Origin of the sequence: Streptomyces sp. NPDC048506, from assembly GCF_040651315.1 — a bacterium.
GTDB lineage: Bacteria > Actinomycetota > Actinomycetes > Streptomycetales > Streptomycetaceae > Streptomyces.
Map to the genome: position 1 here is coordinate 102,297 of NZ_JBEZIX010000007.1, position 19,841 is coordinate 122,137.

A 19,841-nucleotide genomic window follows, 5' to 3' on the forward strand; every position below is an offset into this window, starting at 1 on the left:
GTCGATCAGAGTACGGCCGGGCGAGCCGAGGCGATGAGGCCTGTGGATAACTCGCGCCAGGGGGCCGGCCGGCCGGGTGAGCGTCCCGCGGCCCGGGGCACGCCAGGGCGGACCCGGCCGCGCCCTTCTCCCCGGCCGCGGGGCGTGCGCGGCCGGGCGCGGACGACCGCGTCCGCCGCCGTACCACCCCGTACGCTCCAAGACTCGGCAATGTCCGGAAAAGCCTTGCAGGACTGCGCAATTCGGTCCTAGCTTCCTCCTGGCACGGGTCGGGGAGGGGCCGTTCCGTAAGGGGGACACGTGGCTCGTAGGGGCGCACGGCTCGTGGTGGACCGGCCTGTGATGGACCGGAGTGTGCCCGGGCTGATCGTCAAGATCGGGGCTTACCCCCTGCACCACGGCGGTGTGGGGGCGATCCGCAGTCTGGGCCGGCTCGGTGTGCCCATGTACGCCGTCACGGAGGACCGTTTCACCCCGGCGGCGGCCTCCCGCTATCTGCGCGGTCGCTTCGTCTGGCCGACCACCGGGAGCGAGGAGCCGGAGCGGTTGGTCGCCGGGCTGCTGCGGATCGGTCGTCGGATCGGCCGGCCGGCGGTGCTGATCCCCACCGACGAAGAGGCCGCGGTGCTGATCGCCGAGCACGCGGAGGCGCTCGCCGGATCGTTTCTCTTCCCCCGGGTGGCGGCCGGTCTGCCGCGCCGGCTGGCCAGCAAACAGGGCCTGCACGAGCTGTGCGTCGCCCACGGCGTGCCCTCGCCCGCCGCCGCCTTCCCCGCCTCGTACGCGGAGATCGAGGCGTATGCCCGGCGGGCGCGCTTCCCGGTGGTGGCCAAGAACCGCGAGGCGTTCGTACGGCGCAGCGCGCCCGCGGTCGCCGGTACGACCCGGATCGGGGGCCCGGAGCACCTGCTGGACCTGGCGCGGGACTGGGGGCCGCGGCCGGGCGTGATCCTCCAGGAGTACCTGCCGCGGGAGCAGGCCGAGGACTGGATCGTGCACGCCTGCTGCGGTGCGGGCGGCGCGCCGCTGGCCCTGTTCACCGGCGTCAAGGTGCGCTCCTGGCCGCCGCACGCCGGCATGACGGCCTGCGCGTACGTCGTCGACAACCCCGAACTCGCCCGGACGGCCGGGCAGTTCATCAAGGGCATCGGGTTCACCGGGATCGCCGACCTGGACTGGCGGTTCGACCGCCGGGACGGCCGGTACAAACTGCTCGACTTCAACCCGCGGATGGGCGCCCAGTTCCGGCTCTTCGAGAACACCGCCGGGGTCGACGTGGTGCGCGCGCTGCACCTGCACCTGACCGGGCGCGCCGTCCCCGGGGGCGTCCAGCGGGCCGGGCACCGCTTCGTCGTCGAGAACGTCGATCTGCCCGCGCTGCTCGCCTACCGGCGCAGCGGCTGCACCGCCCCGCACGCCCCCGCCCGGCCCACCGGAACCGAGTTGGCGTGGTTCGCCGGCGACGACCCGCTGCCGTTCTTCACGATGCTCGCGCGGTCCGTCGGGCCGGGCGCCAGACACCTGGTGCAGTTGCACCGGGCCGGTCGCCGGGCGGGCACCGACACACCACCAAGGCAAGGGGAGGGACCGCATTGAGCACTTCGATAGCAGTCATCGGGGCCGGCCCGTACGGCCTGTCGACGGCCGCGCACCTACGGGCCCGTGGCCTGCCGGTGCGGGTCTTCGGACGGCCGATGGTGAGCTGGCAGGCGCAGATGCCCGCGGGCATGCTGCTCAAGTCGACCCCGGCCGCCTCCAGCATCGACGTCCCGCAGACCGGCCACACCCTCGGCGACTACTGCGCGGCGGCGGGGGAGGGGCGTTACGCGTCGGACTGGGACGTCATCCCCGTCGAGACGTTCGTCCGGTACGGGCAGTGGGTCCAGCAGCGGCTGCTGCCCGATCTGGAGCAGGTCCGGGTGGTCTCGGTGGACCGGAAGGCCGACGGCTTCGAGCTGAAACTGGACAGCGGTGAGCTGTTCGGTGCGCGGGCGGTGGTCGTCGCCACCGGGCTGAGCGGTCTGGCCCACCTGCCGCCCGAACTGTCCGCCGCCGTCCCGGACGGGCCGTCCGCCACCGGGCCCGTCTCCCACAGCTCGCAGCACCATGATCTGTCGGTGCTGGCCGGCCGCGAGGTGGTGGTGGTCGGGGCCGGACAGTCGGCACTGGAGAGCGCGGTGCTGTTGGCCGAGGCGGGGGCGGCGTCCGTACGGGTGGTGGCGCGCGGGCCGGCCGCGGTGGGCTTCGGGGCGCCGCCGGACCGTCAGCCGCGGCTGCGCCCGTCGTCTCCGTTCGGCAACGCCTGGTCGTTGTATGCGCTGTCGTACCACGCCGGTGGCTTCCGCCGGTTGCCGGCGCCGGTGCGGCGCTTTCTGGTGCGACGGGTGCTGGGCCCGCGGGGCGCCTGGTGGCTGCGGGAGCGTTTCGCCGGCCGGGTGCAGGTCACTCAGGGCCGGCGGATCGTCCGGGCGACGGTCCGCGACGGTCGCCCCGTACTGGCGCTGCGCGGCGCCGACGGGCAGGGCGGGGAGCTGACCGCCGACCACGTGCTGGCCGCAACCGGCTACCGGATGGACCTGGCGGCGCTGGACTTCCTGGGGCAGGGGCTGCGCACCGAGATCGTGGCGCGGGCTGGTGGGCCCCTGTTGGACGCCGGATTCGGCTCGTCCGTACCGGGGCTGTACTTCACGGGGCTGCCGGCGGCCGCGTCGTTCGGCCCGGTGATGCGCTTCGTGTGCGGGACGGAGTTCGCCTCGCCCCGGCTGGCGCGGGCGGTGGTGCGGGCGTACGGGTGACCACGGACGGGGCGCGGCCTCGGTGGGCGCCCCGCGGCGCCGACGCGGAGCGAGGGCCGGCGGTGTGCTGGAAGTCGCCGCTACCGGAGGTGATTTCGGCAGCGGAGCCGGTCGGCAGGCGCGTCCCTACCTGCCGGCTGCTGCCCGGCCGCGCCGCCCGGCCGTTGCTCCGCGCCGGCCCGCCCGGCCGGGGCGGGCCGATGTGCCCCGCGAGGCCTGCGAAGATGGCCGAAGAGCGGGTGGTCGGCGTGGGTATTCGGCCCTCCCGTCACGGCTGTGACGTGCGGGACGTGCGGGACGGTCGGGACGGCCGGGAAGGCGATGGCCTCCGCCGCCGCCGCTCTCCGACGTCAAAACCGCAGCACACTGTGATCCACACCATGTCGCACGGGGCGCCGCTGTGCTTCCCGGGCGGTTCAAGGGGCGGGCGCTCACCGTGATCGAACTGCGACCGGATACGCTGGCCGATGGTGGAGACAGCGACAGATCGACATTCAGTTTGATCGTCAGCAGACAGGAGTACCCCTCGTGACCGTCGTCGGGCCCTTCGGGCTGAGCGTGCGGGACCAGGCTCTTGAGGCCGATGTCCAGGCCGGGTTGGCGGCTGTCGAGGAGGGCCTGCTGGAGGCCACCAAGAGCGACGTGCCGTTCATCACCGAAGCCGCGCAGCATCTCGTGCGCGCGGGCGGCAAGCGGTTCCGGCCGCTGCTGGTGATGCTGGCCGCCCAGTTCGGTGACCCCTACAGCCCGGGCGTGGTGCCCTCCGCGGTCGTCGTGGAGCTGACGCACCTGGCGACGCTGTACCACGACGACGTGATGGACGAGGCCGATGTGCGCCGCGGCGTGGCCAGCGCCAACGCCCGCTGGGGCAACTCCGTCGCGGTGCTGACCGGTGACTTCCTCTTCGCCCGCGCCAGCCACATCCTCGCCGACCTCGGACCCGAGGCGGTCCGCATCCAGGCCGAGGCGTTCGAGCGCCTGGTGACCGGCCAGATCCTGGAGACCGCCGGCCCGCGCGACGGACGCGATCCCGTCGACCACTACCTGGACGTCCTCGCCGGCAAGACCGGCTCGCTGGTCGCCGTCGCCTGCCGCTTCGGCGCCATGATGTCGGGCGCCGAGGAGTCGATGGCCAACATCCTCACCCAGTACGGCGAGCGGCTGGGCACCGCGTTCCAGCTGGCCGACGACGTCCTGGACATCGCCAGCGACTCGCACGAGTCCGGCAAGACGCCCGGCACCGACCTGCGGGAGGGCATCGCGACGCTGCCCGTACTGCGTCTGCGGGCCCGGGCCGAGAGCAGCTCCGGCACGCCCGAGGACCGGGCGCTGTGCGAGCTGCTGGCCGGTGACCTCACCGACGACGCCCGGCACGCCGAGGCGTTGGCCGGGCTGCGCGCCCACCCGGCGCTCGAAGAGGCCCGCCGGGACACCGTGCGCTACGCCGAGGAGGCGCGTGCCACGCTGGCGCCGCTGCCGGAGTGCATGGCCAAGGCGGCCCTTGAGGGCCTGTGCGACGCGGTGGTCCACCGCGCCGGATGAGCCGGGGCGGGCCGGCCCTCAGGGTCTCTGCCCGCAGGTCCCCTAGGGAACGATCAGACTCCCGACGTACGTGTTCCGCCGCGCAGTGACCCGGCGTCATACCTCAGCAGTACGACGAGTTGCGCCCGCGGGCTGACGCCCCGCGCCGGTTGGTTTGGTGAGATGGAAAGCACCACACCGCGGCGGAAGGGTCACCATCACCCAGGGGTGGGGGCGTGACAGCGCAGCAGCCGCCGCAGACGACGGAGGTAGGGCAGATGCCAGCGAACGAACCGACTGAGGTCACCGACGCAGAGGACGGGGGGCGCTCCGCGAAGCGCCGTAAGGCGGTGCGGTACGCCGTACCGGTCGCGGTGGCGGGAGTGGCGGCGGCCACGATCGGGCTGGTTCCCGCGTTCGCCGGCTCCGGTTCTCCGGACCTGCCGAAGATCTCGGCGCAGGACCTGATAGCGAAGATCGCCACGTCGGACGTCCAGCAGCTCTCCGGCACGGTCCGGGTCACCACGGACCTCGGCCTGCCGTCCCTGCCGGGCGGCCTCGGCGGCGGCGCCGGTGGCTTCGGCGGCGGTCAGGGCGCCGGCGAGAAGGGCGGGGACGGCGCGTCCGCGTCGCCGCAGAGCAAGCTGATGGAGCTGGCATCCGGCGCGCACACGCTCCGCGTCGCGGCCGACGGCCCCGACAAGCAGCGGGTGTCCATCGTCGACAAGGCCGCCGAGTACAGCATCGTCCACAACGGCAAGGAGGTCTGGGCGTACGACAGCGGCAGCAACACCGCGCTGCACAGCACCGCGCCCGACGCCGGCCGGCACAGCAAGCGCAAGGTGCCCAGGGGCCTTTCCGAGGGCCTGAAGGACGCCACCCCGCAGGACCTGGCGAAGCAGGCCCTGAAGGCGGCCGGTGACACGACCTCGATCACCGTCGACGGCACCGCCAAGGTCGCCGGCCGCGACGCCTACCAGCTGCTGATTAAGCCCAAGCAGGCCGCCTCGACGGTCGGCTCGATCCGGGTCGCGGTGGACGCCGCCAACGGAACGCCGCTGAAGTTCACCCTGACCCCCAAGAGCGGGGGCGCGGCCGCCATTGACGTCGGCTACACCAACGTCGACTTCGCCAAGCCCGCCGCGAGCACGTTCTCCTTCACCCCGCCCAAGGGCGCCAAGGTCGTCGACGGCGACAAGGAGCGGGCGAAGGCCGAGCGCGCGCACGGCAAGCACGCCGCCCCGCACGCGGGCATGAAGGACCTCAACAAGGACTTCGGCGGGCTGAACGTCATCGGCAAGGGCTGGACGTCCATCGCCACCATCAAGGGCGCCGGCCCCGGCCTGCCCACCGGCAAGGACCAGGCCGTCGGCGGCGACGCGGGCAAGTTCCTGGACAGCCTCGGCGAGAAGGCCAGCGGCTCCTTCGGCTCCGGCCGGATCTTCAGCACCCGCCTGGTCAACGCCCTGATGACGGACAACGGCACGATCTACGTCGGCGCCGTCGACAAGCAGGCCCTGATCGACGCGGCCAACGCCGCCAAGTAACGGGCCACCGCAGTACCGAGCGCCCGTCGCGCCGCCCTGCCCTGGGCGGTGCGACGGGCGCCCGCAGGCCATCCGCACGACGTTGGGGGAGCCGATGCCACAGCCGCCCGCTGCCGGGCCCGACGGCGCGCGCCCGCCCGCGCCCGCGCGCCCCCCGACCGGCGACCCGGCGATCGAGACCAGGGGCCTGACCAAGGCGTACCGTGGCGGCCAGCTGGCCGTGGACGGCCTCGATCTGGTCGTACCGCGCGGCAGCGTCTTCGGCTTCCTCGGCCCCAACGGCTCCGGCAAGACCACCACCATCCGCATGCTGATGGGCCTGATCGACGCGACCGCCGGCAGCGCCCGGGTGCTGGGGCAGCCGATGCCCGCGGCCGGTCGCCGGGTGCTGCCCAAGGTCGGCGCGCTCATCGAGGGCCCGGCGCTCTACGGGTTCCTCAGCGGGCGGGACAATCTGCGGCGCTTCGATGCCGCCGACCCGGTCGCCGACCCCCGGACCCGTGAGGAGCGGGTCGGCCGCGCCCTGGAGCGGGTGGGCCTGGCCGCCGCAGCAGGCAAGAAGGCGCGCGCGTACTCGCTCGGCATGAAGCAGCGCCTCGGCCTGGCCGCGGCCCTGCTCCAACCCCGTGAACTGCTGGTCCTCGACGAGCCGACCAACGGCCTGGACCCCCAGGGCATGCGGGAGATCCGCGCCCTGGTCCGCGAGCTGGCGGCGGACGGCACCACCGTCTTCCTCTCCTCCCACCTCCTCGACGAGATCGAGCAGGTCTGCACCCATGCCGCGGTGATGGCCCGCGGCCGGCTGATCACCCAGGGCACGGTCGCCGAGCTGTCCGTCCGGGTCCTGGGATCGCGCACCGTGGGCCGGTTGACGGTGACCACCCCGGACGCGGCGGACGCGGTGCGCGTGCTGAAGGAGCAGGGGGTGACCGACCTTCAGGTCACCGACGACCGGGTGACCGGCGAACCACCGGGTGGGGAGGACGACGCGGCGCCGCCGGAGCTGGCGGATCTCAACGCCGCGCTGGTGCACGCCGGGGTGCGGGTGCGCGCCTTCGGCACCGAACGCGCTTCGCTGGAGGACGTCTTCGTGCAGCTGACCGGGGAGGGCTTCGATGTCGCAGGCTGAGGCGTTGCCGCGCCGGACCCGGCCGCTGTGGTCGCTGGGCCTGCTGCGCAGCGAGATCACCACGACCTTCCGGCGCTGGCGCACCCTGGCCCTGCTGGCGGTGCTCGCGGGCGTACCGATCCTGGTCGGCATCGCCGTCAAGATCGAGACCGGCAGTGACCGGGCGGCGGGGCACGGTGGCGGCGAGGGCGGCCCGGCGTTCATCTCCCAGGTCACCAACAACGGCCTCTTCCTGGTCTTCACCTCGCTCGCGGTGACCCTGCCGTTCTTCCTGCCGATGGCGATCGGCGTGATCGCGGGCGACTCCATAGCCGGCGAGGCACACGGCGGAACGCTGCGCTACCTCCTGGTGGCCCCCGCCGGCCGTACCCGACTGCTGCTGGTCAAATACGCCACCACCCTGACGTTCTGCCTGGTGGCCACCCTCGTCGTGGCGCTCTCCGCGCTGGCGACCGGAGCGCTGCTGTTCCCCCTGGGCGAGGTCACCCTGCTCTCCGGTACGTCCGTCTCCTTCGGTGAGGGGCTGCTGCGGGCGCTGGCCATCGCGGGCGTGGTGGCCCTGTCGCTGACCGGGGTGGCCGCCGTCGGACTGTTCGTCTCCACCCTGACGACCAGCGGGATAGCCGCCATGGCGACCACGGTCGGACTGCTGATCACGGTGCAGATCCTGGACACCATCCCGCAGCTGGAGGCCCTCCAGCCGTACCTCTTCCCGCACTACTGGCTGTCCTTCGCGGACCTGCTCCGCGACCCCGTCTACTGGGACCAGCTACAGAAGAACATCGGCCTCCAGGCGCTGTACGCGGCGGTGTTCGGCGCGGCGGCCTGGGCGCGGTTCACCACCCGCGACATCACGGCCTGAGGCCGCCGCCCTCGGGCTCCGCGGCCGGTACGGCCGGCTGGATCGCCTCCGCGGCCGTCGCGGCCGCCTCGCCCGCGCGGGCCGCCGCATCGGCCAGCGCCAGCCGCGCCTGCCGCGAGGTGCGCAGCGCGTCCCAGGTCAGCACGGCCAGGGCCAGCCACACCAGCGCGAAGCCGGCCCAGCGCTCCGGCGGCATCTCCTCGTGGAAGACCGTGAGGCCCAGCACGAACTGGAACGTCGGCGCCAGGTACTGCATCATCCCGATCACGGTCAGCGGCAGCCGCACCGCCGAGGCGCCGAAGCAGATCAGCGGCACCGCGGTCGCGATGCCGCAGGCCGCGAGCAGCAGCGCCTGGCCCACCCCGCCGCTGACGAAGCTGGACTCGCCGCGCGCACCGAGGAAGATCAAGTAGCCCAGTGCGGGCAGCAGCTGCATCGCCGTCTCGGCGCTGAAGCCCTCGATGCCGTCGAGCTTGATGCCCTTCTTGACCAGGCCGTACGTCGCGAACGACAGGGCCAGTCCGAGCGCGATCCAGGGCACCTTGCCGTAGGCGACGGTCATCACCACGACGGCCAGGACGCCGACGCCCACCGCCGCCCACTGCAACGGCCGCAGCCGCTCGCGCAGCACGAGGACTCCGAAGGCGATGCTGACCAGCGGGTTGATGAAGTAGCCGAGCGACGCCTCCAGGACATGTCCGGCGTTGACCGCCCAGATGTAGAGGAACCAGTTCGTCGAGATGACCGTGGCGCAGACCAGGATCAGCCCGAGCCGCTTGGGCTGCCGCAGCAGCGGGCCTATCCAGGCCCAGCGGCGCAGCACGGCGAGGATCACGACGGCGACGGGCAGCGACCACACCATGCGGTGGGCCAGGATCTCGGACGGCGCGGCGGCGTCCAGCAGATGCCAGTACAGCGGCAGCAGGCCCCACATCGTGTACGCGGCGACGCCATAGGCGAGCCCGGCGCGCCGGTCGCTTCGAGACTGCAAGGGGACCCTCCTGATGGTGCTGCGTCGACCTTGTGACGGTAGCGCCACACGGCCCGCCTGTCATGGGTGTTCCGATATACGGTCATGACGGGTGCGCTCTGCGGACAACGGCCGGGTGCGACTGCCTGCGGCGGCGGGCTGTATGCGGGCGGCGCGGCCCGGGAACGCCGAGCGGGTGCCCGTACGGGGGCGCCACAGGACGCTCTCGTACGGACACCCGCGGGGTGGGGCGCCGTTCCGCAGCCGGCCGCGTACGGCCGGCTGCGGGACCGTCGTCAGCCGACGACGGTCCAGGTGTCGCTGCCGGTGAGCAGGGTGCCGAGGTCGCCCTTGCCCTTCTGCTCGATGGCGGAGTCCAGCTGGTCGGCCATCAGGGTGTCGTAGACCGGCCGCTTGACGTTGCGCAGCACGCCGATGGGCGTGTGGTGGAGGGTGTCGGGGTCGGCGAGCCGGGAGAGGGCGAAGGCTGTGGTGGGCGAGGGGTTGTGGGCGTCGTGGACCAGCACGCCGTCCGTGCCCTCCGCCAGCACGTCGATGACCTTGAGGTCGCCGGTGGCCGGGTCGCGGACCACACCCTTGGAGCCGAGGCCGTCGGGGGCCGGCGCGCCGAAGCGGATCGGCTGACCGTGCTCCAGGCGGATCACGGCCTCCTGGGCCTTCTCCTTGTCCTTGAGGATCTCGAAGGCGCCGTCGTTGAAGATGTTGCAGTTCTGGTAGATCTCCACCAGCGCCGTACCGGGGTGGGCGGCGGCCTCCCGCAGTACCGAGGTGAGGTGCTTGCGGTCCGAGTCGACCGTGCGGGCGACGAAGGTGGCCTCGGCGCCGAGTGCCAGTGAGACCGGGTTGAACGGCGCGTCCAGCGAGCCCATCGGCGTCGACTTGGTGACCTTGCCGACCTCGGAGGTGGGGCTGTACTGCCCCTTGGTCAGGCCGTAGATCCGGTTGTTGAACAGCAGGATCTTGAGGTTGACGTTCCGCCGCAGGGCGTGGATGAGGTGGTTGCCGCCGATGGACAGCGCGTCGCCGTCGCCGGTGACGACCCATACGGACAGGTCGCGCCGCGAGGAGGCCAGGCCGGTGGCGATGGCCGGGGCGCGGCCGTGGATGGAGTGCATCCCGTAGGTGTTCATGTAGTACGGGAAGCGGGAGGAGCAGCCGATGCCGGAGACGAAGACGATGTTCTCCTTCGCCAGGCCGAGTTCGGGCATGAAGCCCTGCACGGCGGCGAGGACGGCGTAGTCACCGCAGCCGGGGCACCAGCGCACTTCCTGGTCGGACTTGAAGTCCTTCATGGACTGCTGGGCGTCGGCCTTGGGCACCAGGGAGAGCGCCTCGATCTGCGAGGGCCTCCCCGAGATCGTCTCAGTCATTGATGGCCTCCTTAAAGACCTCCGCGAGCTGCTCGGCCTTGAACGGCATTCCGCTGACCTGGGTGTACGAGCGCGCGTCCACCAGATACCGGGCGCGCAGCAGAGTGGCGAGCTGTCCGAGGTTCATCTCCGGCACGATGACCTTCTCGTAACGCGCCAGGACCTCGCCGAGATTCCGCGGGAAGGGGTTGAGATGGCGCAGATGGGCCTGCGCGATGCGCTCCCCTGCGCCCCGTACGCGCCGTACCGCCGCGGTGATCGGCCCGTACGTCGAACCCCAGCCGATGACGAGGGTGCTCGCGCCCCGACCGGTGTCGTCGGTGGGGTCGTCGACCTCGATGTCGGGGACGGCGATGCCGTCGACCTTCGCCTGACGGGTCCGCACCATGAAGTCGTGGTTGGCGGGGTCGTAGGAGATGTTGCCGGTGCCGTCCTGCTTCTCGATGCCGCCGATGCGGTGCTCCAGGCCCGGCGTCCCCGGCACGGCCCACGGGCGGGCCAGGGTCTGCTCGTCGCGCTTGTACGGCCAGAAGACCTCGGTGCCGTCCGCCAGCTCGTGGTTGGGGCCGGAGGCGAACTGGACGCGCAGGTCCGGGAGTTCCTCCAGATCCGGGATCCGCCAGGGCTCGGAGCCGTTGGCCAGGTAGCCGTCGGAGAGCAGGAAGACCGGCGTGCGGTACGTCAGCGCGATCCGGGCCGCGTCCAGCGCCGCGTCGAAGCAGTCGGCGGGTGTCCTGGGCGCCACGATCGGCACCGGAGCCTCGCCGTTGCGCCCGTACATCGCCTGGAGCAGGTCGGCCTGCTCGGTCTTCGTCGGCAGACCCGTCGAGGGCCCGCCACGCTGGATGTCCACGATCAGCAGCGGCAGTTCGAGGCTGACCGCCAGGCCGATGGTCTCCGACTTCAGCGCCACACCCGGGCCGGATGTGGTCGTCACGGCCAGCGCGCCGCCGAACGCCGCGCCCAGCGCCGCGCCGATCCCGGCGATCTCGTCCTCCGCCTGGAACGTCCGCACGCCGAAGTTCTTGTGCTTGGACAGCTCGTGCAGGATGTCGGAGGCCGGGGTGATCGGGTACGAGCCCAGGTACAGCGGCAGGTCCGCCTGCTGCGAGGCGGCGATCAGCCCGTAGGACAGCGCGAGGTTGCCGGAGATGTTGCGGTACGTGCCGGTCGGGAAGGCCTTCGTGGCCGGCGCGACCTCGTACGAGACGGCGAAGTCCTCCGTGGTCTCGCCGAAGTTCCAGCCCGCCCGGAACGCGGTGACGTTCGCCTCGGCGATGTCCGGCTTCTTGGCGAACTTGGTGCGCAGGAACTTCTCGGTGCCCTCGGTCGGCCGGTGGTACATCCACGACAGCAGACCCAGCGCGAACATGTTCTTGCTGCGCTCGGCCTCCTTGCGGGAGAGCCCGAACTCCTTGAGCGCCTCGATGGTCAGCGTCGTCAGCGGCACCGGGTGGACGTTGTAGGCCGCCAGCGAGCCGTCCTCCAAGGGGCTGGTCTCGTAGCCGACCTTCGCCATCGGGCGCTTGGTGAACTCGTCGGTGTTGACGATGATCTCCGCGCCTCGCGGGACGTCCGCGAGGTTCGCCTTCAGCGCGGCCGGGTTCATCGCGACCAGCACGTTCGGCGCGTCACCGGGCGTGAGGATGTCGTGGTCGGCGAAGTGCAGCTGGAAGCTGGAGACACCCGGCAGCGTGCCGGCAGGCGCCCGGATCTCGGCGGGGAAGTTGGGCAGCGTCGACAGGTCGTTGCCGAACGACGCCGTCTCGGATGTGAACCGGTCTCCGGTGAGCTGCATTCCGTCACCGGAGTCACCGGCGAACCGGATGATCACCCGGTCCAGGCGTCGGACTTCCTTGCCTGCCCCGCCGTTATCGGAAGAGCGCTGTTCCCCGACGAGCGCTGCGTCGGTCTGCTCGGCTGGGCTACTGACCTGGCTGGTCACTGCTTCGGACCTCCCTCAAGGGGTGCGGCGTCCCCGCCGGAGGCAGGGCTCGGGACGTGTCGTACCGGACGGTTGTCCCATAACCATCGTACGTGGGTAAGGGTGGCCTTCCCTGAGTCGGCCGCATGATGGACGGTGATATGAGACACCGATTTCGTGTGTTTTGTCATGAAATCACCGCCCCCGCGACCCCTTATTCATGACGCTCCGGACTCATCCATTGGTTCTACGTCCAAAGTCCCGGGCCCGGGGCGGCAAGGTGACAACCCCTCGACCGGCATATCTGACAGAGTGTCAGATCGTCAGGACCTCAGGTAGGTGAGCACGGCGAGCACCCTACGGTGATCCCCGTCACTCTGCGCCAGCCCCAGCTTCAGGAAGATGTTGCTGACGTGCTTCTCTACCGCACCGTCGCTGACGACCAGCTGACGCGCGATGGCGGAGTTCGTCCGGCCCTCGGCCATCAGACCCAGCACCTCGCGCTCCCGGGGCGTCAGATGAGCCAGTACGTCCTGCTTACGGCTGCGCCCCAGCAGCTGGGCCACCACCTCGGGGTCCAGCGCGGTCCCGCCCCGGGCGACCCGGACCACCGCGTCGACGAACTCGCGCACCTCGGCCACCCGGTCCTTGAGCAGATAACCGATGCCCCGACTCGAACCCGCCAGCAGCTCCGTGGCGTACTGCTCCTCGACGTACTGGGAGAGCACCAGCACCCCCAGGTCGGGATGGTCCCGGCGCAGCCGGATCGCGGCCCGCACCCCCTCGTCGGTGTGCGTCGGCGGCATGCGTACGTCCGCCACCACCACATCCGGCAGCGCGCTCTCGTCCGCCAGCTCGCCGATCGCCTTGATCAGCGCCTCGGCGTCCCCCACGCCCGCCACGACCTCGTGACCCCGGTCGGTGAGCAGCCGGGTCAGCCCCTCACGGAGCAGCACCGAATCCTCGGCGATGACCACCCGCACCTTGTCCTCCACGGCTCCGATTCCCCCATGCCTCGTCACACCCCACCTTGTCAGCCCTCAGCATTCCAGCATCCGGACGGGGGCGCGGCGGGTGAGGGGGGTAAGGGGCTGCCGAGGGCGAGGGCGAGGGCGGGAGGAGGGAGGAGGGCAGGGGGCAGGGGGCGCAGGTCGCCCCGGGGCACAGCGGTGGGGGCCGGACACCCGTCCCGGCCCACGCACCACCCGCCAAGCCCCCGGCGTCACCCGCCGGCGGCTGTCCGGCCCTCACCCGCGCCAGGGCAGCTCCGCGGTGATCGACGTCGGGCCGCCGACCGGGGAGTCCACTATCAGCAGGCCGTCGACGGCATCGAGCCGTTCGGCGAGGCCCGCCAGGCCGGTGCCGGTGTCGGTGCCGGCACCGCCCCGGCCGTCGTCCGTCACCAGCACCATGATCCGGTCCGCGGTGCGCCACACGTCCAGCGTCGCCCTGCTGGCCTGCGCATGCTTGGAGACGTTCTGAAGCAGCTCGGAGGCGGTGAAGTACGCGATGCCCTCGATCGCCGCAGCGGGCCGGCGGTCCAGATCCACGGTCACCTTCACCGGGACCGTGCACCGCGCGGCCAGCGCCGACAGCGCCGGGCCGAGCCCCCGGTCGGTGAGGATCGCCGGGTGTATCCCACGGGCCAGGTCCCGCAGTTCCTGTAGCGCGATCTTCACCTCGCCGTGTGCCTCGTCGACCATCTTCGCGGCGGCCTGCGGATCCTCCGCCAGCTTCTCCTTGGCCAGACCCAGATCCATGGCGAGCGAGACCAGCCGGGCCTGCGCCCCGTCGTGCAGATCCCGCTCGATGCGCCGCAGGTCCGCCGCCGCGGTGTCCACCACCACCCCGCGGTCCGACTCCAGCTGCGAGACCCGGGTGGCCAGCGAGGAGGGGCCCAGCAGACCGAGGACCATGACCCGGTCCACCTGCGTCAGCCCACGGATCACCCACGGCCCGGCCAGCACCAGCAGCAGCCCGACCCCGCAGGTGAACCCGATCTCCGCCGGGGTGTCGAGGTAGACGCCGTTGCCGTCGCCGTCGCCCCACATCTGGATGCCGGGCTGGTCGAGGTACATGGGGAACGTCCACCGCCACAGCGGATAGGACAGCAGCGCCCAGGCCACGGACCAGAACGTCAGCGAGAAGACGAAGGAGAAGACCGCCCACGGGAAGTGCAGCAGGGAGTAGAGCAGGTGCCGCCAGGACGCCCCGCTCTTCAGTACGGCCGCGATCCACCCCATCAGGCCCGGCTTCGAGGGACGCACCGGCTCCGGAGCGGCCACCTCCAGCCCCAGCAGGGCCCCGGCCCGCGTCCGCTCCAGGCCGCCCAGCGCCCGGCCGCCGGCCAGGCCGCCCGCCAGCACCGGGATGCCGAGGAACGTCACCAGCAGGCCGGCGCCGAGCGAGATCACCGCTATCGCGTACGAGAACATCAGGCTGGCGATCGGAAGGCTGAGGAAGAGGTACAGGAACTCCCGCCAGGTGCGCCCGGAGAAGGGGGCGCGCAGCCCCACGGGCACCCGGGAGCCGTAGGGCTGCGGTGCGTATGCGGTGTCCATCGTCTCGTCGTCCGTTCTGCCGTGTGCGGTCCTCGCCTGCCGGCGCCGTTGCCTGAAGCCGCAGGCCAGGCACGGCCCCGCGGCTTTTCGCTACGACAAGCCTCCGCGACCCCCGCTCCCCGCACCATGCGGGTTCTCGCAGTCTTTTCCTGGGGTTTTCCCCACCCCCGAACCTGCGGTTGAACCCAATCCGCTGGTCAGCGGCGCCTCGACCGCGGGCCCCGGCTCGCCCCCGGCCCGCGCTTCGCCGGCTCCGCCGCCCCGGTCCCCGCCTTCGTCCCCGCCCGCGGCCGCCACGGCAGCTCCGCCGTCACCCGCGTGGGCCCGCCGGCCGGGGAGTCCAGCACGAACAGGCCGTCGACCGACCCCAGCCGCTCGGCGAGCCCGGCCATCCCGCTGCCGCCGTCCAGCCGCGCCCCGCCCTTCCCGTCGTCCACGACCTGGATCAGCAGCCGGTCGCCGGCCCGCCACACCTCGACGGACGCCTGCCGCGCCGCGCTGTGCTTGGAGATGTTCTGCAACAGCTCGGAGACGGTGAAGTAGACGATGCCCTCGATGGCCGGCGCGGGCCGCTCGTCCAGGTCCACGGACGTCGTCGCGGGCACCGTGCAGCGCCCGGCCAGCGAGACCAGGGCGGGACCGAGGCCGCGGTCGGTGAGGATCGCCGGATGGATGCCCCGGGCCAGGTCCCGCAGCTCCTGGAGCGCCAGCTTCACCTCGCCGTGCGCCTCGTCCACCATCGCCGCCACGCTCTCGTCGGCCTGGCCCTCCAGCAGCTTCTCCTTCGCCAGGCCGAGCCCCATGGCCAGTGCCACCAGTCGGGCCTGCGCCCCGTCGTGCAGATCCCGTTCGATGCGCCGCAGGTCGGCGGCGGCGGTGTCGGTGACCGTCACCCGGTCGGATTCCAGCTCGGCGATCCGCCGCTCCAACTCGTCGGACGGCGACAGCAGTCCGCGCACCATCGCCCGGTCCACGTTCGACAGCCAGCGCGCCACCCACGGCAGCACCGGCCACGCCACGAAGAGCGAGGCCAGCACCACCGAGAAGGTGAGCAGGGCCCATGGCAGCCGGACGAACGTGAACAGCGCGTGCCGCCACGCCACCGGATCCTTCAGACACGTCCACAGCCATGGGAAGAACCCCTGCTCCCAGGCCCGCAGCGGGCTCGGCTCCTCGACCTGCACCCCCAGCAGCGCCCGCGCCCGGGCCCGTTCCAGCTTCCCGTACTGCCGGCACGCCATCAGCCCCACCACCAGCAGCGGCAGGCCGATGACCGTGACGGACAGCCCGATTCCCAGTGCCAGCCACACCACCAGCACCACGAACGCCAGCACGCCCAGCGGGAAGTTGGCCAGCAGATATGCGATCTCCCGCCATGTCACACCGTTGAACGGCGCCTGGGGCGGTGGTGGTGAGGCGCCGTCAGGGGCGCCGTTTGCAGCACTGGGTCGGGAACTCTCCGTCATATGCCCAGCCTGCCCGGGTGTGGGCCGGTGTGCCATGGGGCAGCTGGGGTGGTCGAGGTGGGGTTTGCCCTACCCCACCGTCCGCGCCGTCCGTCCCGCCGCAGGTCAAGAGCCTGGCCGGGAACGGAGCGTGGGCGCGGGCCGATGCCGGTCGCGTTGTCCACAGCGGTGGACACGGCGCGCCGGCGGGACCGTATGGTGTGGCGATGCACAACGGGAGGGGCGTGGGGCCATGGCGCGGAGTGACGACAGCCAGGTGCTGAAGCCGGGGTTCGCCGGGCCGCAGTCGGCGGCCGCCGCGCGGGACCTCGCCGACGCCCTGGCCGCCCCCCTCGACATCCGCGGCTGGGCATGGGGCGAGCGCAGCAGGACCTGGACGGCGGTGGCGTCGAGCCTGCTGCTCGCGGCGCTCACCGGGGTCTGCGCGCACGCTTGGTACGACGGCGGGGAGGCCGCCCCGTGGCTCGCTACCGCAGCCGTCGTCCTCTCGGGTGCCGGGGCGGCCGTCGGCGCACTCGCCGGACGGAACGGGCAGCGCGCCCCCGGAGCCGCCCTGTTGCTGCTCGGCGGGGCCCTCGGAGTGGCCGCTGCGTGGCAGGCGGTTTCCGACGGCAGCGCCAGGCTGGCCACGGTCGGACTCACCGTCGCGGCGCTGCTCGCGCTCCTCGGGCTCTGCGCGGGGCTGGGCCGCGGGGGCCTGATCGGCGCCGCGTCGGTGGCGCTCGCGGTGGGGGCGTGGGAGCTGGGACTGGCGCTGACCACCCCGGCCCGTACGGGAGTTGCGCTCGGCTTCGGCTCCGTACTGGTCCTCGGCCAGCTTCCGCGACTCGCCCTGACCTCGGCCGGCCTGACCCGGCTCGACGACCAGCGCTCCGGCGGTACGCCGGTCAGCCGGTTCCAGGTGGGCGGAGCGCTGGGCGCCGCCCATCGGGAGCTGGTCCCGACCACGCTGGTCATGGCGGCCTCGGCAGGTGCCGCCGGGGTGCTCGCGGCGCGGACGCCCGGCCTGTGGACGGTGCTCACCGCGTTGCTGCTGGGCGTCGTGCTGTGCTCGCGGGCGCGTGCGTACCCGCTGGCGGCGGAGGTCGTCGCGCTGCTGGCCGCCGGTCTGGCGGTCGGTGTGCGGCTGGTGCTGCTCTGGGCCACCGACGGCAGGGCGCCGGCGTTCTCCCTGGTCACGCTGGGGGTGCTGGCGGCGCTGCCGGTCGCGGTGCTCGCGATACGGGTGCCGGAGCCGCTGCGGGTCCGGCTGCGGCGGTGGCTGGACCTGATCGAGTCGGTGAGCGTGGTGGCGCTGATCCCGGTGGGCCTCGGGGCCTTCGGGCTCTACGGCCTGCTGTTCGGCACGTCCTGACCCGGGGGATGGTGGAGGGGCATGTCATCGACGGGAGCGCGTCCGGAGGGACCCGGCGTGGGAGAGGGACCCGGCGTGGGAGTGGACGAGAGAGCCGGAGTGCGGGCCGGAGCGGGTACCGAAGCGAGAGGGGGTGTGGATGCGGTGAACGCCGGGAGCACCGGGAACATCGGGAACGCTGAGAACGTCGGGAACGCTGAGAACGTCGCGCACGTCGAGCGCGCTGAGAACCTCGCGGTCGGAGCTTCCGGGGCGGGTGCCCCTCAGTCTGGTGGGCTGATGCCTGCCACCGGGGCGATGTCTGCGACCGGGGCGATGCCAGCGGCGGGGGCGATGCCAGCGGCTGAGGCGATGCCGCCCGCCGGGCCGATGCCCATGGCCGGACCGGTGCCCATGGCCGGACCGGTGCCGCAGCCCGCGGTCCAGCCGCCCGGTGCCCCGGCCCATGCGACCCCGGCACCCGCTGCTCCTTCTCCGTACGCGGCCGCTCCCTCCGCCGGTGCTCCTTCCGCCGCTGCTCCTGCGCCTGTGAGCCCGGCACCTGCTGCCCCCGCCGCCGCTGCTCCCGCGCCTGCGGGCCCGGCAGCCGCGAGTTCGGTGTCCGCCGTGGCGCCCCAGGGCCCCGTACCGCCGCCGCCGGCGTCCGCCCCGGCGCCGCCGGGCGCACCCGCCCCGGCGCAGACCCCGCAGTTCCCGCCCCCGGCAGCCGCCTCGTCGGCCGGTGCCGCCCCGGCGTCCGCCCCTGCCCCCGGCCGCTACGGCCGGCCCGGTGTACCGGCGCGGACGCCCGTCTCCGTCCCCCTCCTGCCGCCGGAACTGGCCGACGGGCAGCCCAGGCCACGCCGCGGTGATCCGCTGGCCCGACGGGCGGGCCGCGCCCTGCGCCGGGTGTTCGCCTCGTCCCCGGCCGCCGAGACGGCCGCCGTCACCCAGGCCGCCTACGCCATCCAGCAGCCGGTGACCACGGGCCGGCAGATCGCTGTGTCCAGCATCCGCGGCGGCGCGGGGAAGTCCACCGTCGCCGCGCTCCTGGCACTGACGTACGCGCACTACCGCCCCGACCCGGTGCTCGCCGTCGAGGCGGATCCGGCGCTCGGCACGCTGCCGCACCGCCTCGGCGCACGCGAGGTGCGCTGGTCCGGCAGCGATCTGGCCCAGATCATCGACCCGTCGATGCTGATCACGGACCTGACCGGCTACCTCCTGCCGTTCGCGGGCGGCGGTTGGCTGCTGCCCGGCAGCCAGGGCGCCATCGGCACCCGGCTGGACCTCGACACCTACCGCGTCGTGATGACCTCGCTGCGCCGCCACTTCGCGGCCACGGTGGTGGACTGCGAGACGCTGCCCGCCGAGGTGGCGCGCACCGCGCTGGTGACCACACAGGCGCGGGTCCTGGTCACCCCGGCCACCCCGGAGGGCGTGGCGGCCACCCGCTCCGTACTGGACTGGGTCGGCGGGCTGCACCCCGGCCTGCTGCCGACCACGGTGGTGGTGCTCACCCACTCCTCGCCCGACAGCGGCGTCGACGTGCGCAAGGCCGCCGAACATCTGGGCGCCGGTGGCGCGGCGGTGCTGCCGCTGCCGTACGACCGGCATCTGGCGGCGGGCGGCGCGATCCGTACGGAGCTGCTCGGCGAACGGACCCGGGAGGCGGCGACGCGGATCGCGGCCGAGGTGATGGACCGCGCGGTCTCGCGGGACCCGGGTCGCCGGCAGCAGCAGCACACGCCGGTCCACTCGCCGGGGCAGCCGACGGTGTACGTCCCGGGCCAGGCGACGGTCCCCACGCCCGGTCCCACGCCCGGGCCCGCACCCGTCCACCCTCAGGGCCCGGCCCCGGTCCACACCACTGGCCCTGCTCAGGCCTCTGCGCCTGGTCAGGCCCCGATCCCGGCCCCCGTCCAGGCCCGACCCCAACCGGCCCCGCAGCCCCAACCGGCACCCCAGCAGCCCTACCCGCCGCAGCCCGCACCCCCGCAGGCGGCACTCCAGTCGCCGGCCCCGGCGCCGGCCCAGGCTCAGCCGCAGCGGTCGCAGCCGCAGCCGCACTCGCCGTCCCAGGCCCAGGCCCAGGCCCAGGTCCAGGCCCAGCCCCCCGTCCCGCCGCAGACCCAGCTGCCGCCGCCGGCCCCGGTTCCTCCCACCGTCCCCGCCGCCCCCGCCGGGCTCACAGCCCCCGCCGTCCCCGCCGCCCCCGCCGGCCCCGACAACCGCACGCCCTTCGACGGGGGCCCGATCCGCTGAGGCGGAACCCCGGAGAAGGGCCCCACTGTCCGCTCCTTGAGACACCCCGTGAGACAACTGGACGCGGCGTCTACGCT

Annotated in this window: 14 protein-coding genes; 8 read left to right on the plus strand and 6 right to left on the minus strand. The window is 73.0% G+C overall.

All coding sequences use genetic code 11. From position 1 onward, the window contains the following. Positions 1 to 342 precede the first annotated feature (342 nt). From AB0C96_RS07390 to AB0C96_RS07415, 6 genes are all read left to right on the plus strand, one after another. On the plus strand, positions 343 to 1,596 hold the full coding sequence (locus AB0C96_RS07390; RefSeq protein ID WP_362914842.1) for an ATP-grasp domain-containing protein: 1,254 nt from the start codon (positions 343 to 345) through the stop codon (positions 1,594 to 1,596). Then, positions 1,593 to 2,795 (plus strand): FAD-dependent oxidoreductase, encoded by a 1,203-nt coding sequence (locus tag AB0C96_RS07395; protein ID WP_362914638.1) that lies wholly within the window; start codon positions 1,593 to 1,595, stop codon positions 2,793 to 2,795. Before AB0C96_RS07390 ends, AB0C96_RS07395 begins: the two co-directional genes overlap by 4 nt. Positions 2,796 to 3,323: 528 nt before the next feature. Next, positions 3,324 to 4,337 carry a polyprenyl synthetase family protein gene (locus AB0C96_RS07400; RefSeq protein WP_362914640.1) on the plus strand — a complete coding sequence of 338 codons (1,014 nt, stop codon included), beginning with the start codon at positions 3,324 to 3,326 and terminating at the stop codon, positions 4,335 to 4,337. A gap of 257 nt (positions 4,338 to 4,594) precedes the next feature. Continuing rightward, positions 4,595 to 5,863, plus strand: a complete 1,269-nt coding sequence (locus AB0C96_RS07405) for a DUF2092 domain-containing protein (RefSeq protein WP_362914642.1) — start codon at positions 4,595 to 4,597, stop codon at positions 5,861 to 5,863. A 94-nt stretch (positions 5,864 to 5,957) separates the two neighbouring features. Further along, positions 5,958 to 6,992: an ABC transporter ATP-binding protein gene (locus AB0C96_RS07410; RefSeq protein WP_362914644.1), complete on the plus strand. Its 1,035-nt coding sequence runs from the start codon at positions 5,958 to 5,960 to the stop codon at positions 6,990 to 6,992. Further along, positions 6,979 to 7,854: an ABC transporter permease gene (locus AB0C96_RS07415; protein ID WP_362914646.1), complete on the plus strand. Its 876-nt coding sequence runs from the start codon at positions 6,979 to 6,981 to the stop codon at positions 7,852 to 7,854. Before AB0C96_RS07410 ends, AB0C96_RS07415 begins: the two co-directional genes overlap by 14 nt. On the opposite strand, the gene rarD is transcribed toward AB0C96_RS07415, so the two are convergent. From rarD to AB0C96_RS07445, 6 genes are all read right to left on the minus strand, one after another. Continuing rightward, positions 7,844 to 8,845 carry an EamA family transporter RarD gene (rarD, locus tag AB0C96_RS07420; protein WP_362914648.1) on the minus strand — a complete coding sequence of 334 codons (1,002 nt, stop codon included), beginning with the start codon at positions 8,843 to 8,845 and terminating at the stop codon, positions 7,844 to 7,846. The genes AB0C96_RS07415 and rarD overlap by 11 nt on opposite strands. 275 nt (positions 8,846 to 9,120) lie before the next feature. Beyond that, positions 9,121 to 10,215, minus strand: a complete 1,095-nt coding sequence (locus AB0C96_RS07425; RefSeq protein WP_362914650.1) for a 2-oxoacid:ferredoxin oxidoreductase subunit beta — start codon at positions 10,213 to 10,215, stop codon at positions 9,121 to 9,123. Continuing rightward, a complete protein-coding gene (locus AB0C96_RS07430) occupies positions 10,208 to 12,160 on the minus strand; it encodes a 2-oxoacid:acceptor oxidoreductase subunit alpha (protein WP_362914652.1) in 1,953 nt (650 codons plus the stop codon). The genes AB0C96_RS07425 and AB0C96_RS07430 overlap by 8 nt, the downstream gene beginning before the upstream one ends. 302 nt (positions 12,161 to 12,462) lie before the next feature. Beyond that, on the minus strand, positions 12,463 to 13,122 hold the full coding sequence (locus AB0C96_RS07435) for a response regulator transcription factor (protein ID WP_362914844.1): 660 nt from the start codon (positions 13,120 to 13,122) through the stop codon (positions 12,463 to 12,465). 264 nt (positions 13,123 to 13,386) lie between these two features. After that, positions 13,387 to 14,700: a sensor domain-containing protein gene (locus AB0C96_RS07440; protein WP_362914654.1), complete on the minus strand. Its 1,314-nt coding sequence runs from the start codon at positions 14,698 to 14,700 to the stop codon at positions 13,387 to 13,389. Positions 14,701 to 14,897: 197 nt separating this feature from the next. Further along, the gene (locus AB0C96_RS07445) at positions 14,898 to 16,166 is read right to left on the minus strand and encodes a sensor domain-containing protein (RefSeq protein WP_362914656.1); all 1,269 of its coding nucleotides are present in this window, start codon (positions 16,164 to 16,166) and stop codon (positions 14,898 to 14,900) included. A gap of 232 nt (positions 16,167 to 16,398) precedes the next feature. Between AB0C96_RS07445 and AB0C96_RS07450 the strand changes: the two genes are divergently transcribed. Together AB0C96_RS07450 and AB0C96_RS07455 are read left to right on the plus strand one after the other, a co-directional pair. Continuing rightward, positions 16,399 to 17,520 (plus strand): secretion protein snm4, encoded by a 1,122-nt coding sequence (locus AB0C96_RS07450; protein ID WP_362914658.1) that lies wholly within the window; start codon positions 16,399 to 16,401, stop codon positions 17,518 to 17,520. A gap of 606 nt (positions 17,521 to 18,126) precedes the next feature. Then, on the plus strand, positions 18,127 to 19,764 hold the full coding sequence (locus tag AB0C96_RS07455; RefSeq protein WP_362914659.1) for a MinD/ParA family protein: 1,638 nt from the start codon (positions 18,127 to 18,129) through the stop codon (positions 19,762 to 19,764). Positions 19,765 to 19,841 lie beyond the last annotated feature (77 nt).

What these genes read in the sequence shown, in the direction of transcription:
- AB0C96_RS07390 (WP_362914842.1), top strand. Translation starts at nt 343, where the DNA reads ATGGACCGGAGTGTGCCCGGGCTGATCGTCAAGATCGGGGCTTACCCC.
- AB0C96_RS07405 (WP_362914642.1), top strand. Translation starts at nt 4,595, where the DNA reads ATGCCAGCGAACGAACCGACTGAGGTCACCGACGCAGAGGACGGGGGG.
- AB0C96_RS07410 (WP_362914644.1), top strand. Translation starts at nt 5,958, where the DNA reads ATGCCACAGCCGCCCGCTGCCGGGCCCGACGGCGCGCGCCCGCCCGCG.
- AB0C96_RS07415 (WP_362914646.1), top strand. Translation starts at nt 6,979, where the DNA reads ATGTCGCAGGCTGAGGCGTTGCCGCGCCGGACCCGGCCGCTGTGGTCG.
- AB0C96_RS07425 (WP_362914650.1), bottom strand. Translation starts at nt 10,215, where the DNA reads ATGACTGAGACGATCTCGGGGAGGCCCTCGCAGATCGAGGCGCTCTCC.
- AB0C96_RS07440 (WP_362914654.1), bottom strand. Translation starts at nt 14,700, where the DNA reads ATGGACACCGCATACGCACCGCAGCCCTACGGCTCCCGGGTGCCCGTG.
- AB0C96_RS07445 (WP_362914656.1), bottom strand. Translation starts at nt 16,166, where the DNA reads ATGACGGAGAGTTCCCGACCCAGTGCTGCAAACGGCGCCCCTGACGGC.
- AB0C96_RS07450 (WP_362914658.1), top strand. Translation starts at nt 16,399, where the DNA reads ATGGCGCGGAGTGACGACAGCCAGGTGCTGAAGCCGGGGTTCGCCGGG.